Below are 14819 nucleotides of genomic sequence, written 5' to 3' on the forward strand. Positions count from 1 at the left end.
GAGGGGAACAGATGAGTTGGTTAAAGGAAGACATCGCGGAACAATGGCGCAATGAAGGCAGGCGTTATGCAAGGGATGTCAATGCATTTGTACGGAAAGGCATGGAGGGAGAGCAACCAGATGAATCCGAGCTGAAGGAAGATGCCAGAAGCGGTATGAGTACTGAAGTATTCCATATGGTGAGACAGGCCAATCTCCACGGTGACTTGGAGATGCTACGACGTGAGCTGCCAGCAGCGACGTGGCCATTGAGCGAGGCATTTCAGGCTTCCATGCAGGCTGTCAAAGTTGTAGGTTATCTGAACGAGGAAACGGTTGTATGTCATATGGGGATTTTCACGGAGAATAGTCAGATATATACGATGGATCAGCAGGGGTGGCAGTTGATTTCTCCGTATACTTTTGCAGGTTGCTCATCAGACGGATTGGACTATGCGCTTGCAGGACCGGAAGGGATTCGTATTATTCGTCAGCCAGATCGCAGGTTGGAAGGACAGGAGATAGCGACATATCGTTGGGAAGATATTCAATCCCGGATACAGTCTTCCTTACCTCGGATTGAATCACTTGCGGATTGTGAGCATCCCGAACGGACACTTGAAGGACTTATACCTATGGATGAAGGCAAAGCACTACTCATCCATTCACGATACGGGATATATCTCGTCACACAGGCTCAGGTGACCTTGCTTCATCCCGATCTGGCAGAGATCGAAGAATATGAGCTAGAGGATACACAGTTAGACATGGGACATGCAGCGGTATCTCGGGATGGTCGATGGATTGCATTTGGTAGCCAAGGGAGCAATCATATGGTGATGGACCGCCAGCTGAACAAAACATACTCTCTCTATCCAGAATCGAGCTACCCTCATTATGCGGCATTCACCAGTAATAACCAGACCGTTTGGTTTAACGCATGTCATTTCTATAACGGAGTCACGATACAGGTTCCGCTGGAATCAATCGCAGGTAACGAAACGAAGGAAGATTGGCCAGTGATGGATGAGAATGCACGTGTGTATGCAGCAGTGGAAATAGAGGCGGGAATGGTACTTGGAGATGCATACGGTTATCTGTATTGTGTGAATGGCGAGGGGAAGGAAATGTGGCGCCATTTTGTGGGTAGTACCATCTATTCTCTCGCCGTATCGCCAGAGCAGTCCAAGCTGGCAGTGGGTACCTATGGGGGCATGCTGCATGTGATGGATCTTCGTTCCAAAGAGATGGACGAGTACGGGATCGGTACAGGCACTCTTCGTGAGCTGGAGCGATATGTGTTGTGGCGTGGAGAAGAACCTCTGCGCTGGTGAGTTAGCATTTTGACCTAGTTAGGGGTGAAGGAATGGAACGTGAAGAGGCAGTAATGTTATTAAAATGTCATTCCTTTTCCTATGATGATCTGAGTCATCCCAAGATGGAGAACGGTTTTATTGGCAGTCTGCGGCCCTTTCGAGGACATTTAATTGAGGAGAATTTTCATGAGTTGATGGAGATACTGCGGGTTCTGGCACCAGAACTTGCACGGCCTTCACTGGATCGGGAAGTCATGGCATGTCTATGGGGAATTACTCATATGGCACGCGCCTGGGCCGTTGAACCTGAGGGTATGCTTCGCAGCAACAACCTCATCTCGGACGACCAGGTGGCGTTGATGGAACAATGGCTTAATTTGTTATCTTACGCAGTCATGATTCTGATTGAAGGTGGCGGAGAGGAAGAAGCGTTTTGGGAATATCATCAATATCTACAAGAAGAGAAGGGCTGAGATAGGGAGGTGTGGTCAGCGTGGAGCGGAATGTATCATTAAACGTGTTAATGGACGAGCTGAATCACTTGTTAGATGAGAGAATACAGGATCAAGAGATTCGGCAATTGTTCGAAGAATTTCAACATCGGGAAGGTGCATCCGAGGAAAGTTTGGATCTATTCGAAAAGGAGTATGGTGTCCGGCTGCCTGGCGATTTTCGTACCTTTTACCAAGGCAAAGATGGCAGTGGTTACGGGTTACATGTGCTGTACCCAGGTGATGCCAAGGGTGGGCGTTGTACACCTTTTTATCTGATGTCATTGGAAGAGATTCGAGAGACCAAACAATACTTCTGTGAAGTAGATGAGAAGCTTGAAGAGTATTATTCTGCCGAAGAGATTAGCCAGTTGGACCTGGAGATCAAGCCATACCTGTTCCATAAACCATGGATTCCTTTTGCAACGATTGCGGGAGGTTCACTGTATCTGATGCTCGATTTTGATCCAACGGAGGAAGGGACGTATGGGCAGATTATCATGTACGTGCACGATCCAGACTTTGTTTATTACCTTACACCTACCTTCACGGATCTCCTCAGCATGTCGAACCGTAATCTGAAGATGATGGATGAGATCACGTATTAAATCCTGAACGATTAGATAATTCCTTAATAATAAAGAAGCTGCCGAAGCAGCTCCTTTATCTGAACAAGTACTTTGAATAAGTCTAATGATTACCACTGGAAGAAACGATGTCCGTGAAATCCTCCGCCGCCTGGAGATCCTCCATGTCCACCTGGACCACCCGGACCGCCAGGTCCACCTCCGTGAGGTCCACCGGGATAGCCACCTCCTGGGAAATGACCAGGGTGTCCACCGGGGTAACCACCGCCGGGATATCCACCATGCCACCAAGGACCACCGATCGGATATGGCAGTGGAACAGGAACGATGGGCGGGTATGGATAGGGATAAGGGTACGGGTACGGTGGCGGTGGTGGATAATAAGGGTAAGGATAACCCGCAGGTTGCGGGGATGATACTGAACCAGGGCCGTATGCCATGTAACAAGCCTCCAATAACTGGATTGATGATATCAGCCTATGCCACAGTGGTTTCAGATGATACAACAGATTAAAGATTAATGAATATAGTGCCATGAGGGGTGAACATATGGTAGCCGTAGCTTTTCACACGGATCCAAAAGGAACGGCCTATGAACTGTTGATTGACGAATTGATCGAGAAGACAGACCGGTTTATGCTGGTTGATAGACAAAGGTACGAAGAGAACGAGATACCGGAAGTGTTTCGTGTGTTAGAGAGATTGAAACCCTATCTTGTGGAACGTGCTACGATGGAAGAGATGATGCTGAAAAGCGGAGCCTATTATTCCGAAGGCACCTATTATACATATCGCTGTACACCGGAATCGGGTCAAGTGCTCAAAGAAGAAGCTAATCGTTTTCATGATTGGTGTTACCCGGCATTGCCGGACGATCTTTGTTTTATAACAGAAGACGGAAATGATTATTTTTTCTCTGTTGCCCATGAACATATGTACGGCATGAGGATTACATACAAAGAAGCGAGTGAACTTATGGAGCGGATTCCGGGGTTGTTCTTTGAATTGGACCGTCATAAGGAAATTGATCATCTTCTGGACGATGCGATCAGGCATCAGACCGATAAGCTGGATATCAGCTTACACGGTTTAAGTGAGCTTCCCGAACGAATTCGGGAGTTGAAGCACTTGAAGGAGCTGACGATTTTTGAGCAGAATCTGTACTCGCTCCCTGCAAGTCTTTTCGAACTGACTTCATTGGAAAGATTGGTCATTACAACGCTGGATCTGGAGCGTCTTCCGGCAGAGATCGGGAAACTCAAGCAACTTCAAGAGTTAAGAATTTATTGTGGCAGCCCTTTTGAATCTGTACCTGGTTGGAGGCCCAGACCACAATCTGAATTGGGACTAAATTGCATCCCGCCTGAGATTGGTGAATTAAGTGAACTGAAGTATCTGGAGATAGTATATTCTGGTATACGTGAACTCCCTCCGGAGCTGGAAAAACTGAAGAATCTGCGTGCTTTACTGGTAACGAATGCACTGATTGAGGGAACTCCGGATGTTGTCACAAGAATGCACTGGCTGGAGTATGTAGACTTAATGAATATTCCATTTGGTACACATTGGGAAGAAGTCTGGGAAATGAAAAAGAACATGTAATGAATAGAGCCCTGCTCGGGATGTCCGAGTCAGGGATATTTGTTATGGGATGAAAATTGGTGGAAATGTCACGTATCTGGGCGCTGGGCATAAGCTGGCATATAGGTTATGACCTAAACCGAGAGCGAAGGGCAGGCGTTTTATTTTGGCAACCTCATACATGGATTACACTTTACCAACCACCGAATTTACTTACGATTTGAGCAATAACCCGTTATTCAAGAAGGATGAGAACAACTATATTAACTCTCTTTCCATCAAGCAGTTAAACACACTGGGCAATGCTTCTTTACTGGATATTTTCCTCAACACGGGCAATGTGGTTGAACCACATACGCATCAGAATGCAACGGAGTTGGTATACTGCATCAGCGGTGCGGCAGTTGTTTCCCTCATTAATCCGTTTACCAACGAGCTGCTTCATTTCCCGATTACTCCGGGGCAGGTGGCTAACGTTCCTCAAGGCTGGTGGCACTATGAAGTGGCTACTGCAGATCATACACACTTACTGGCAGTTTTTGATGCTCCTGTTCCTGAGGCGATATTTGGCTCAGACACCTTACGTCTTACACCTGCAAAACTTTTGGCTTATACGTACTGTCTGGACGAGAAAAAAGTTCAAGAAGCGCTGGCTCCGATCCAAAAAACAGTGATCATTGGCCCGCCGGCAGATTGCCAAACTTCAACTGCTCCCGCCTCTAACAGTGCTCCAAATGTGAATCATCAGCCTTACGTAATGCCTAATGTACAACCCAATGTACAGCCAAACATGCAACCAAACATGCAACCAAACATGCAACCTTACGTGAACCGTCTTCCGTACTGGGGCACTTGGGTTGATCCACGTATTATTCATGAGCCGGGCTGTCCGTATTATAGAGAGCTTCCTGTGAATACGAATAATCAAGAGGAAAGATGAACTTTAGTAGACAAGGTTTATCTTAATACACATAGGTAACTCAGTTGAATTAGGTATAGCAAAAGAAGCGTCCGCAAAGGAACGCTTCTTTTTTTGATTAAAGGTGTCTTCAAACCTGCTGAAAGCCGATACATACCTGAACGTGTCCGAAGCATGGAGTGCTAACGAATCGTAGGCGTCTTAATCAAGGATTTGAGGCGTGTTCAGAAATCTAAAGAATCTGAGACACGTTATATCAGAATAAACAGCCGTATAAAGTGTTTTTATCGGGGATTTTGGGGAATAAAGTGTCTGATGTTCCTTACAATTTAAAAAGAGAACCTGATGGCCAAATAAGACGCCCTGTGTTCCTTAGAAAATGGTCTACCTTTCCCCAGAGTCCGCAGGATGGTACTTCAAGACTTTCTAGGCGCTGACATGCATCATTGATAACTTGCCTGAGGTTGAAGAGTACCTATATAATTTACGATGTGTAATTTCGTCCCAAGCCAAGCTCCGTTAATAATTGACGATAAGCAATCGAAGTACGGTCAGCGGGAATATGGGCTTCGGCATGCAGATCAAGGGGCAGATCCTCCGGTTTCTGTGACTCGACCATCTCGCGGTCTTCTTCAAATACCTGCAAGTTGAACTTGATTGTGTCTTCAATCGGAGCGTCTTTGTCAAAGTTGCGTGTGATTGGACAGAATAGACGTGTATAACGGGCAGAGATCGGCGAAGCACAATTCAGAATATTCAGCTTGTCGTCTCCTGGGAAATGTACCGTAAGAGAGGCCGCAAAAGGTGGGAACACTCGAAACTCGCGCAACCATTGGAAACCTTCAGGTGCAACAAGATCTTGCCCTTTGCCATAGTTACTCACCGTACTCCAATACTCGGCCAGTAACTCATTACCTTCGCGTTTCACTTTGTATTGGGGGACTTCTGTGTTGTTTCGGTCACCAAACGTTTCGGTATGCACATAGGCAAAATGGGATACATCCAGGAAACCCTCCATTTGTCGTCCAGAGGAACCAGCAATGTCAAAGTTGGGTGGCAAAATATTGATATAATCCGGATCATCCCAACCAGGGAAGGAGGGGATCTGTTCTTCCATTCCTGCCAGTGTAGTCCATATTAAGCCATAACGTTCAACTGCCGGGTACACGATAAGTTTGAGCTTAGGCGAGATCTTGGAACTTGGGTGCGCAGGTACGGCGGTACATTTGCCTTCGCAATTATATCGAAAACCGTGATAAGGGCAGACAATCTCGCCATTTTCTACCCAGCCTTTGCTAAGTGGAGCCCCGCGGTGAAAACAAAGATCCTTGGCTACCACAACCTGATCATTACTGCGATAGAGAACCAGCTTCACATCGAGTAATTGAGCAGCAAGTGGTTTGTCTGTTACTTCGGTTGCTTGGGCTATCGGATACCAATATTGGGATAAAACATGCCAGTCTTCAGCGGTGAACGTACAGCCTCTAGGCAATTCGGACGTCACATTACGGTTTGCATTGGAAGTTATCATAGGAAACACTCCTTGCCGATATGAATAAACGATTCTCTTTTTATGTTAGAAAAGTTAACTTGATTAGCCGTATGTTACTACTCTTTTGGTCGATATATCAATATAGATAACTTGTTTTTGTTTGAAATCACAAATAGCTCAGTAAAAACCGTACATGGATACGGGAAAATCCGGTTTTTTCTTACGTCAGATGTTAATTATAGAAAAGAGAACAACCTTTCAGTATGTTTTTCCTTTCCATTACTGATTATTGACTCCATGAAGGTTGTCCTGACATCAGAATCTCAGTGTGAATATTCGTTAATTGAGCAACCATTCTTGTGGGCATAAAAAGATTTTCGTAAAGAATGTCACAGATTCCGGCCGTCGTTTGTCTTCAGTATGTAAACCAAATGACGGAGGCGAATGAAAAATGAATTTAAGAACGAATTACAGAGTAGCTAGTCCAGGTGCTTTTAAAGCGATGATGGCAATGGAGCAATATATATCCGGCCAATTTGAAAATAAAGTATTGTATGAGTTGTTAAAAATCCGCGTGTCCCAGATCAATGGCTGCGCCTTTTGTCTCGATATGCATGCCAAAGATCTGATGAAACTGGGAGATTATGCGGATCATATTTTATTGCTGAGTGTGTGGCGTGAAGTGGCTTTCTTCACGGATCAAGAACGTGTTATGCTGGAGCTGGCTGAAGCGGTGACCCGAATCTCGGAACACGGTGTACCACTTGCGTTGTACGATAAGGTTCGTGAACATTTCAGTGAATCCGAACTGGTGGATCTGATCCTGGCCATTAACACGATTAACAATTGGAACCGGATTGCGATTACAACAGGGATGTATCCGGGTTGCTTTAAATAAAATACATGCACCATGCCAGAGGGGGCCATTCTTATGAATTCCAATCTCCACGCCAATGAGCCAGATGTGTCTTCTCTGGATGTTGGTGAGTTGTATATTCGTTATAAAAAATATGCATTTTCAATAGCTTACCGCATGCTGGGCAGTGTGGTAGAAGCTGAAGATATTGTGCAAGATTGCTTTGCGGGGATTCAGAGCACGTCTGCTCAGGATATTCGTAATCCCAAGTCCTACATCGCCAGATTGGTTGTGAACCGAAGCTTGAATCTGCTAAATTCCGCCCGTAATCAGCGGGAAAGTTATGTTGGTGAGTGGTTGCCAGAGCCGATGGGTGACAGTGAAGAGTCGAACATGCCAGAGGAAACGATGGAGAAAAAAGAACTGATCTCCTATGCCTATCTGGTCATGTTGGAGCGTCTATCACCCATGGAACGCGCTGTTTTTGTACTTCGTGAAGCGTTCCGATATGATTATTCCGAAATAGCGGATTGGCTGGGCAAAACGGAGAGTAACTGCCGTCAAATCTTTAGCCGCGCCAGACGGAACTTGCCTGAAAGACTTCCGCCGATCGAGCAAAGTGATGCAGATATGATAGCTAAAGGTGAATTGCTGAGCCGTTTTACATCGGCTTTCCTTCGTTATGACGTCTCTGCCATGCTGGAGTTACTGGCAGATCAGCCTGTATTTACAGCAGATGGCGGTGGCGTTGTGCATACGGTTATGAGAACAATGAACGTTCACAAAGGTGTGCTTGCACTCCTGACCTCACGGCGAGTCCTTACGCGATTGCGTGAAAGAGAATGGGTGCCCATGTGGATCAATGGTGAGCTTCAACTTGCGTTGATGAAAGAAGGACAATTGTCCGAGGTACTCTGTTTGGAGTTGGACGCTTCTGGAGAGCGGATTGAGGGCGTGTATCTCGTCGTAAATCCGAACAAACTTACATCAATAGACACTTCAACTCTTTGATCCAAACGTAAGGAGTTGAAATGAAAAAAAAGCGGCACCCTCTGTCACGAGGATTGCCGCTTTTTTTTCATTTACATTTTGTTATTCAGCATCCAATTACTCCGGAGCAAATTGTTGTTGAACATTTTCGATGATTGCTCTGACTTCAGGTGTAAGCTCATCATTGTTCTGATTGAGGACCAGCAAAATCTTTTCCATAGTGTCCAGAATAACACTCTCTGTATTGGGCTCCCGCTTAGCCAAAGCTTTCTCGTAAGCCTTTTTCACCTCAGGGTCTATGGTGCGGATTTCTTCGTCGTCCGTGTACCAATCATATGCAGGTGTGTTGTCACTTCCGTAAAACAGGTAATCCACAGATATCCACTGCTTCACTGCAGATGTACGATTGGAATTCGGGAAATTGTTCAAAAAGGCTTCTTTCTCCAATGTACGCTGAATTAATTCATTCCAGGAGATGATAATGCCACCATCTGAAGTTGTCATCTGATTGGACTCGGTAGCCATAATATCAATGTACGCGGCAATATCAGCCTTAACAAAAGGTTTGAACTTTTGGTATATCTCATAATTGATGATGGGGTAATACAAGCCTTCACTGGTTTCCAGTTTGAACCCGAGATCAGATGCTTCCTGCAGAAGTTTCTTCGCTTTCGGATCTTTAATTTCTTTGAGCAGACGACTATATGTAAGCTTCTGTTCGTAACCAATTTGTTCATGGGCTTGAGATATGGCCTGTTGAAATTGTTCCGTATACATTTGGTGATCCACATCAGCCAGCTTTACGTTCTGCATGTTCTCCAATTGCAGTGTCATTAGTGTGGCCTGCCAAGGGCTGGCTTTATCGATATGATTCATCAGGTATTTACGTGCTTTAATCAGACTTTCTGTGGACTTCACTGCTTCTGTTCGATAGGTTTGGAATTGATGATACACCGCTTTGGAAGCGGGGACAGGTGCAGCCAGTGTTGTTGAGGTCGTCAGTGTTGAGCCAATGGCAGTACAGCCAAGAGCCATAGCCAGGAAACCAAGTTTAACAGGTTGCTTCCATCTCATTTGTATACCTCCCCATTAATGAAGAAAAGCCATTTGAATTTTCTTATAACCGCATTTCACCGTATTTTATATGTATGATCCGTATGTTGAATATGTAAGTTCTGTCTTTGATTAAACCAGTTTCTGGTAAGCGAATCAAGTGTCTTCAGTAGGAAAAAGATTACATAGTTAAAGAACAGCCCCTTAAACCCGAAAGGGTTAAAGAGACTGTTCTAGGTATTTGGACTTTATTTTCTAATTAATGAAGTGGTTTATTGCTATTAGGCATCTGAGGTGCTCCGGTTGCTGGAATGTATGCCTGAAGCATCTGCTGTGTATCACTTGGAGTGAGTTGAGGTACTTGGTAATAGGCGTTTTTATTCTGGAACATGAAAATTTCATAGGCCATCTCGATAAAATGCTGGATCTGAGAAGCGATGACTCGGCGAACCGTTCCATTTGTGATCTCGCTACAGGACATGCCGAGCAGACTCGCATGTGATTTGATCAGTCCCAGCATATGACCGCTGATCCCGGCATCCTTTACATCGGCCAAGCTCTGGTTTGGTTTTTTCGGTGCTGATGGCTTAAGGCCATATACCGGTGGTACCATGTTGGGGATCATATAGGTAGCTGTCTCTTGATGAGGCTTCTGTCCGGATGCAAAACACTCTGCTGTCAGATTGTACTGGGATAATATAAAGTTGTACTGCCGGTCCAGAATGCCAATCAGTTCCTGGCTCTGTACAAATGTACGAAAGATCATGTATTGATCCAGCACGTTAATGGTGGAGGACAGAATCTCGTGCACGTCGAACATCTCATGGCCGCCATGATTCATGTTAGGGGTGACATTTGGATTAGCATTCAATGTGGGTTGTACTACATTCTGAGGGTTCATGGAATTTGGATTCATTGTAAATTTGATTCTCCTTTGGTAAATGGTATGATTCTATATAAGTTGAACGAAAGAATATTTACACTTGCCACTCCGATGACAGAACAACCTTCCGATCGCTGTTATCCCCAGATTTTTAATTCAATTTTACAAAGGTGAAAATCCGGTGATAAATGCGAACGCTTCGCTTCTTCAGGTTCTTTCTGTCCTCTGCGTTCTCGTGCCAATGTATAGTTCAACTTCTATAGTATGCTTGGAAAGTAGTAAACTTATGTAATGTGTTAGGAGTATACGCACAAATAGGAATAGGCATGGTGGTGGTTAAAGATGGAAGAGACCGATTGGGGTGTAGCAAAGGATTTGTTCGTCAAACATTACGGGAGCGCTATACAGATGCATCGAGAAGGGGTGTATGCAGAATATAAGCGATGGGACGTACCCCAAGAGCTAGAGGAACAATGGATAGGGGAGCGAATTCAACAATTAAGTTCCGAGCTGTCTATCATGAATTGGGATGCGGTGGATGAACTTGCGTTGATTTCCAAACATCGGACAGAACCATCAATTATTATGGCAATTACAGCATTTGCTTCAAGACAATTGAAGAGTGCGGACAGTATGGTTCGTCTCGTGTATGCTGAACGTCTGATTGAGCTCATTAAACGGTATGAATCTTCTCTGCCGATCGACAAGTTGCGGGAAACCTATCAATTGACGATGGACTTGCTGGTTGATGTGGCGACTAAACCGTTGGTGCTTGATCCAGGTCATGAATTACAGCAGTATGGATTAAAGGATAAACGTGGATTGAATTTGCGCGTGGAAAAGAATAAGGAAGAAATCATCCGATATTTTCAAAATTAATTGAATTTTATCAAGTGAGGTCAGAAACATTGAGAAAACTGAATTATATTCGCATATTTATTTTCCTTAGTGTGGTCACTGCAGTAACACTTGGCTTGTACTATGTAGCCGCAGATTGGCTGGATCAGCGTTATTTCCGCTTCCTGATCTGGAATCTGTTCTTGGGCTGGATTCCTTTTGTGTTCTCTTATGCAGCCTATCTTTTAAGTGATGTGAAATGGAAAGGTGCCGTATGGCTTGCAGTCGCAAGTGGGCTGCTGTGGTTGTTATTTTTCCCGAACTCTTCTTATATTGTTACGGATTTGGTTCATCTGACAGCGAGAAGTTCCCGGTATTATGGTGGGAACGGAGTGGACTACACATATTGGTACGACTTGAGTGTTGTATTAATGTTTGTCTGGACTGGACTCCTGCTTGGCTTCCTGTCAATGTATCAGCTTCAGGAAGTGATCTATCACCGAATTGGACGCTGGGCATCCTGGATCTTTGTACTGGCTGGCTGTGCTTTGGGGAGTTACGGGGTCTTGCTTGGACGTGTATATCGACTGAATAGCTGGGATGCACTGACGAATCGCGAGACGTTGATTGAACTGATGCACGAAAGTGTAAGCCGTCCGTCTCTGGCGTTTTGCCTGTTTTTTGGCACGTTTATCACTACAATCTATGCCACATTGTATTATCTGATCAATACGAGGGCTCCCCGTGAAATGAAGAAGAGTGCAGGAAGTCCCGAGTCGGACCTAAAAGCGTTACGCTAACATTTGTTTTCTTAAACCCGAACTTATTAGATCTAATCTTAAGGTACATTGCTTGAAGGGCTGTTCCAAGTCATACACATGGCTATCGGAACAGCTCTTTAACATTGGATCGAGCGCAGGATGTTCTGAAGAAAAATATCTCTACTTATCAGAGATTAGCTCAAGGATTGTTTTCACAACCAGTTCAGGTTCATCGTGAATAATCATATGCCCACTGCGGGTGGCCACAATGAGCTGACTATCCTTCGATATATTCAACATGTTCCGTTGCCCCGATTGCCATATGGATTCGAGCTTCTGCCCAATGTCAACCGAAATCCCTGCACTAGCATAGTCTTGAGGACGTCCGCGTGCAATGATACGTACAGGGATTGATCCAAGACTTTGGCCACGAATGGCATCTTCTGTTGAATGGGCGTGGAGGGCTTCTTCTTCTTTGGCGTGAAAATAGGATGGGGTAGCAATCACATTAACAAAAGTATCCCGATCTTGCTTGGCAACCAGACCATCAAGCATAAAGTCTGGAAATAATCTGAAAGCTCCAGATACCTTCAGTAAAGATAACAAGGAGGCAGGCGGGTTTCCCTGAAACTGAGCCTGTTTCAACAGAGCCTTTGTATTCCGTTCATCATCCTCAGGTCTCGCATCAATGAGGACAAGGCTCTGAACCTCATTTGTATAGGTCTGTGCAAAGAGTCTAGCATACATACCCCCAAGGGAATGACCTACCATAATGTAAGGGCCGCGGATATTCTCTTTCTCCAGAGCTGCATGTAAATCTTTGACGATATTTGCACCTGTACGTTCTGTGGGTGCAGATTCACTCCAAGCATATCCTGCACGATCATACGTGACAACCGTTGCATGTTGGGCTAGTTCCACAGGAATGTCTCTCCACGACAAACTGGTTTCACCACTTCCAGCCTCCATGAGTATGGTCGGTGAACCATTGCCTTGTTTATGAATGTGTAGTTGGTAACCGCCGACTTGAACTAACGTACCTGGAGGTGGAAAGTCCTTTTTGGCCTGCGACGAAGCAAACCACTCATAGAGGAATGCGGCACCTACCAGTAGTAGCATTGTGCAGAATAACCTTATTATGAAGGTGAAAACTCTGAATTTCTTGCGTGTTGAGGCTGGGGTAGTTGTATGCATGATCTTATGAATTCCTCTCCTACAGCTGTTTTTATATTTTAATACAATGTATTAAAAAGATTATAGCACAGTGTATTACAAAAAGAGAAGTTTGTTGTATAATGTTGTCATGCCAAAAATCGTAGATCATGAAGCTCAAAGGAAAATCGTTGCTGATGCAGCAATCCGGGTCATTCAAGTGCATGGACTGGAGCATGCTACAGTTCGGAATATAGCGAAGGAAGCGGGACTATCTGTAGGTTCCATGCGTCATTATTTCGCCACACAGGCTGAATTGTTCACCTTTTGTATGAACCTTTTTGCAGAACGGGTACAGAGAAGGGTGGAGGCGTTACAGATGAGTGGATCTGTACTGCAGGATATGAAGAATCTGCTCTTGCAATTTCTCCCGTTGGATGAAGACAGAATGATGGAAATGGAGGTCTGGTTTTCGTTTACAGCCAAATTATTGGTGTACCCCGAATTAAAAAAGTTAAGTGATCAGATGCATCAGGGGATGTATCGGTCGGTTCAATGGGTAATACAGGAGTTGCAGAAGCAGGGGATGACACATCCTGAACTGGATGCTGAGATGGAGATAGAGAAGTTATACGCTCTTGTGGATGGACTCGCCATTCATATGTTAATGCAGCCAGATAGACTTACAGTAAAACGAGTGGAACAAGTGATTGAACAGCATTTGAGCATGCTTTGTCAAACTTAATCTTACGTTGTCTGAAGAAGGGTTATTTCCTTTTATAAGGGAGTAATCCTTCTTTTTATGCAAAATTGGCAGGTATGCAGGAGATGACGAAGAATTAAGAATGAGAATGTAATGAATACATAGACAAGTAGGTGAACAACAAAATGTTGAATGCAGTAGAGCTGACAACAAAAGTAGAAGAAGTCATGGAACGCGTGAATTTTTCGGGTGTTGTATTACTCCAGCAAGCCGGGAAAACCCTTTTGAATATGAAACGTGGTTATGCGAATCGTAGTGAAGAGCTTGCTAATCAGGTGGACACACGCTTTGGAATTGCATCAGGATGTAAGATCTTCACGGCAGTGAGTATATGCCAACTAATTGAAGCGGGTAAATTGTCTACTGATTCCAAGCTGAACGATGTGTTGGATGTGGAGTTTCCACTGTGGGACGAAGGGATTACCATCCAGCAGTTGTTAACACACACGTCAGGCATTCCGGATTATTTCGATGAAGATGTGATGGAAGACTTTTCAGCATTGTGGAAAGACAGACCGGTTTACGCGATGCGGCGATTAAGTGACTTTCTGCCCATGTTTCAGCATATGCCAATGAAGTTTGCTCCGGGTGAACGTTTTCACTACAACAATGCGGGTTTCATTGTGCTGGGGCTTATCGTGGAACAGCATTCAGGACGGTCGTTTACAGATTATGTGGAAGAGCACATTTTCAAAAGTTGTAGCATGAAGGACTCCGGTTATTTCGTAACAGATCAGCTTCCGCGCAACACAGCCTTAGGGTATATCGATCATGAAGATGGCTCCTGGAACACCAATATGTTCTCCATTCCTGTCAAAGGTGGATCAGATGGTGGAGCCTATGTTACGGCACCGGATATGATTCGATTCTGGGACGCTTTGCTGGGTCACCAATTGTTGAATGAAGAGACAACACAGCAGCTATTAACTCCACACGCTCATCAAGAGGATGAAGAGTACTATGGGCAGGGTATCTGGATTGACCGCAAGGGGGAAGAAATTTTCAAATTTCATGTCATGGGCTTTGATCCAGGGGTGTCGTTCATGTCTTCCGTGTATCCGGACTATGATCTACAACTGGTTGTGATCTCTAATCAAGAGTCTGGTCCGTATCCAATAACGATTGCCATCGAAGAAGCTTTGGCATGACAAATAAACCC

General features: G+C 44.8%; 16 protein-coding genes. 11 read left to right on the forward strand and 5 right to left on the reverse strand.

The annotated features are described in order from the left end of the window. Nucleotides 1-11: 11 nt before the first annotated feature. The 3 genes from MHI14_RS12185 to MHI14_RS12195 are packed head-to-tail and all read left to right on the forward strand — an operon-like array spanning nucleotide 12 to nucleotide 2394. On the forward strand, nucleotides 12-1313 hold the full coding sequence (locus MHI14_RS12185) for a hypothetical protein (RefSeq protein WP_341130365.1): 1302 nt from the start codon (nucleotides 12-14) through the stop codon (nucleotides 1311-1313). Nucleotides 1314-1345: 32 nt separating this feature from the next. After that, nucleotides 1346-1768, forward strand: coding sequence for a hypothetical protein (locus MHI14_RS12190; protein ID WP_340914178.1), 423 nt, complete (start codon nucleotides 1346-1348; stop codon nucleotides 1766-1768). Between the two features lie 20 nt (nucleotides 1769-1788). Continuing rightward, on the forward strand, nucleotides 1789-2394 hold the full coding sequence (locus MHI14_RS12195; RefSeq protein WP_341130366.1) for an SMI1/KNR4 family protein: 606 nt from the start codon (nucleotides 1789-1791) through the stop codon (nucleotides 2392-2394). A gap of 89 nt (nucleotides 2395-2483) precedes the next feature. On the opposite strand, the gene MHI14_RS12200 is transcribed toward MHI14_RS12195, so the two are convergent. Further along, the gene (locus MHI14_RS12200; protein ID WP_176872598.1) at nucleotides 2484-2813 is read right to left on the reverse strand and encodes a hypothetical protein; all 330 of its coding nucleotides are present in this window, start codon (nucleotides 2811-2813) and stop codon (nucleotides 2484-2486) included. A 109-nt stretch (nucleotides 2814-2922) separates the two neighbouring features. On the opposite strand from MHI14_RS12200, the gene MHI14_RS12205 reads away from it, so the two are divergent. Together MHI14_RS12205 and MHI14_RS12210 are read left to right on the forward strand one after the other, a co-directional pair. Beyond that, nucleotides 2923-3975, forward strand: a complete 1053-nt coding sequence (locus tag MHI14_RS12205) for a leucine-rich repeat domain-containing protein (RefSeq protein ID WP_091029076.1) — start codon at nucleotides 2923-2925, stop codon at nucleotides 3973-3975. A gap of 160 nt (nucleotides 3976-4135) precedes the next feature. Then, nucleotides 4136-4894: a cupin domain-containing protein gene (locus MHI14_RS12210; protein ID WP_341130367.1), complete on the forward strand. Its 759-nt coding sequence runs from the start codon at nucleotides 4136-4138 to the stop codon at nucleotides 4892-4894. A 463-nt stretch (nucleotides 4895-5357) separates the two neighbouring features. Here the strand turns inward: MHI14_RS12210 and MHI14_RS12215 are convergent, their stop codons facing one another. Beyond that, nucleotides 5358-6404, reverse strand: a complete 1047-nt coding sequence (locus MHI14_RS12215; protein ID WP_289389598.1) for an aromatic ring-hydroxylating oxygenase subunit alpha — start codon at nucleotides 6402-6404, stop codon at nucleotides 5358-5360. 412 nt (nucleotides 6405-6816) lie between these two features. Here MHI14_RS12215 and MHI14_RS12220 point away from each other — a divergent pair, with 412 nt between their 5' ends. After that, nucleotides 6817-7263 carry a carboxymuconolactone decarboxylase family protein gene (locus tag MHI14_RS12220; RefSeq protein WP_091029083.1) on the forward strand — a complete coding sequence of 149 codons (447 nt, stop codon included), beginning with the start codon at nucleotides 6817-6819 and terminating at the stop codon, nucleotides 7261-7263. A 33-nt stretch (nucleotides 7264-7296) separates the two neighbouring features. Continuing rightward, nucleotides 7297-8232 (forward strand): sigma-70 family RNA polymerase sigma factor, encoded by a 936-nt coding sequence (locus MHI14_RS12225; protein WP_133385279.1) that lies wholly within the window; start codon nucleotides 7297-7299, stop codon nucleotides 8230-8232. A 96-nt stretch (nucleotides 8233-8328) separates the two neighbouring features. On the opposite strand, the gene MHI14_RS12230 is transcribed toward MHI14_RS12225, so the two are convergent. Beyond that, entirely contained in the window at nucleotides 8329-9285 is a 957-nt protein-coding gene (locus MHI14_RS12230) for a hypothetical protein (protein ID WP_341130368.1), read from the reverse strand. A 238-nt stretch (nucleotides 9286-9523) separates the two neighbouring features. Continuing rightward, the gene (locus tag MHI14_RS12235; RefSeq protein ID WP_373419867.1) at nucleotides 9524-10165 is read right to left on the reverse strand and encodes a spore coat protein; all 642 of its coding nucleotides are present in this window, start codon (nucleotides 10163-10165) and stop codon (nucleotides 9524-9526) included. Nucleotides 10166-10489: 324 nt separating this feature from the next. On the opposite strand from MHI14_RS12235, the gene MHI14_RS12240 reads away from it, so the two are divergent. Both MHI14_RS12240 and MHI14_RS12245 read left to right on the forward strand, forming a co-directional pair. After that, a complete protein-coding gene (locus MHI14_RS12240; protein WP_341130369.1) occupies nucleotides 10490-11026 on the forward strand; it encodes a hypothetical protein in 537 nt (178 codons plus the stop codon). A 29-nt stretch (nucleotides 11027-11055) separates the two neighbouring features. Next, nucleotides 11056-11784, forward strand: a complete 729-nt coding sequence (locus tag MHI14_RS12245) for a DUF1361 domain-containing protein (RefSeq protein WP_289389593.1) — start codon at nucleotides 11056-11058, stop codon at nucleotides 11782-11784. A gap of 141 nt (nucleotides 11785-11925) precedes the next feature. Here MHI14_RS12245 and MHI14_RS12250 read toward each other — a convergent pair whose 3' ends face one another. Beyond that, on the reverse strand, nucleotides 11926-12864 hold the full coding sequence (locus MHI14_RS12250) for an alpha/beta fold hydrolase (protein WP_341130370.1): 939 nt from the start codon (nucleotides 12862-12864) through the stop codon (nucleotides 11926-11928). Nucleotides 12865-13048: 184 nt separating this feature from the next. Between MHI14_RS12250 and MHI14_RS12255 the strand changes: the two genes are divergently transcribed. Beyond that, entirely contained in the window at nucleotides 13049-13642 is a 594-nt protein-coding gene (locus tag MHI14_RS12255) for a TetR/AcrR family transcriptional regulator (protein WP_076331768.1), read from the forward strand. A gap of 143 nt (nucleotides 13643-13785) precedes the next feature. Continuing rightward, a complete protein-coding gene (locus tag MHI14_RS12260) occupies nucleotides 13786-14808 on the forward strand; it encodes a serine hydrolase domain-containing protein (protein WP_341130371.1) in 1023 nt (340 codons plus the stop codon). Nucleotides 14809-14819 lie beyond the last annotated feature (11 nt).

The organism is Paenibacillus sp. FSL K6-2393 (assembly GCF_038002545.1).
Classification (GTDB): Bacteria; Bacillota; Bacilli; order Paenibacillales; family Paenibacillaceae; genus Paenibacillus.

What these genes read in the sequence shown, in the direction of transcription:
- MHI14_RS12230 (WP_341130368.1), bottom strand. Translation starts at nt 9,285, where the DNA reads ATGAGATGGAAGCAACCTGTTAAACTTGGTTTCCTGGCTATGGCTCTT.
- MHI14_RS12240 (WP_341130369.1), top strand. Translation starts at nt 10,490, where the DNA reads ATGGAAGAGACCGATTGGGGTGTAGCAAAGGATTTGTTCGTCAAACAT.
- MHI14_RS12190 (WP_340914178.1), top strand. Translation starts at nt 1,346, where the DNA reads ATGGAACGTGAAGAGGCAGTAATGTTATTAAAATGTCATTCCTTTTCC.
- MHI14_RS12185 (WP_341130365.1), top strand. Translation starts at nt 12, where the DNA reads ATGAGTTGGTTAAAGGAAGACATCGCGGAACAATGGCGCAATGAAGGC.
- MHI14_RS12260 (WP_341130371.1), top strand. Translation starts at nt 13,786, where the DNA reads ATGTTGAATGCAGTAGAGCTGACAACAAAAGTAGAAGAAGTCATGGAA.
- MHI14_RS12235 (WP_373419867.1), bottom strand. Translation starts at nt 10,165, where the DNA reads ATGAACCCTCAGAATGTAGTACAACCCACATTGAATGCTAATCCAAAT.
- MHI14_RS12215 (WP_289389598.1), bottom strand. Translation starts at nt 6,404, where the DNA reads ATGATAACTTCCAATGCAAACCGTAATGTGACGTCCGAATTGCCTAGA.
- MHI14_RS12210 (WP_341130367.1), top strand. Translation starts at nt 4,136, where the DNA reads ATGGATTACACTTTACCAACCACCGAATTTACTTACGATTTGAGCAAT.
- MHI14_RS12205 (WP_091029076.1), top strand. Translation starts at nt 2,923, where the DNA reads ATGGTAGCCGTAGCTTTTCACACGGATCCAAAAGGAACGGCCTATGAA.
- MHI14_RS12200 (WP_176872598.1), bottom strand. Translation starts at nt 2,813, where the DNA reads ATGGCATACGGCCCTGGTTCAGTATCATCCCCGCAACCTGCGGGTTAT.
- MHI14_RS12225 (WP_133385279.1), top strand. Translation starts at nt 7,297, where the DNA reads ATGAATTCCAATCTCCACGCCAATGAGCCAGATGTGTCTTCTCTGGAT.
- MHI14_RS12250 (WP_341130370.1), bottom strand. Translation starts at nt 12,864, where the DNA reads ATGCTACTACTGGTAGGTGCCGCATTCCTCTATGAGTGGTTTGCTTCG.
- MHI14_RS12255 (WP_076331768.1), top strand. Translation starts at nt 13,049, where the DNA reads ATGCCAAAAATCGTAGATCATGAAGCTCAAAGGAAAATCGTTGCTGAT.
- MHI14_RS12220 (WP_091029083.1), top strand. Translation starts at nt 6,817, where the DNA reads ATGAATTTAAGAACGAATTACAGAGTAGCTAGTCCAGGTGCTTTTAAA.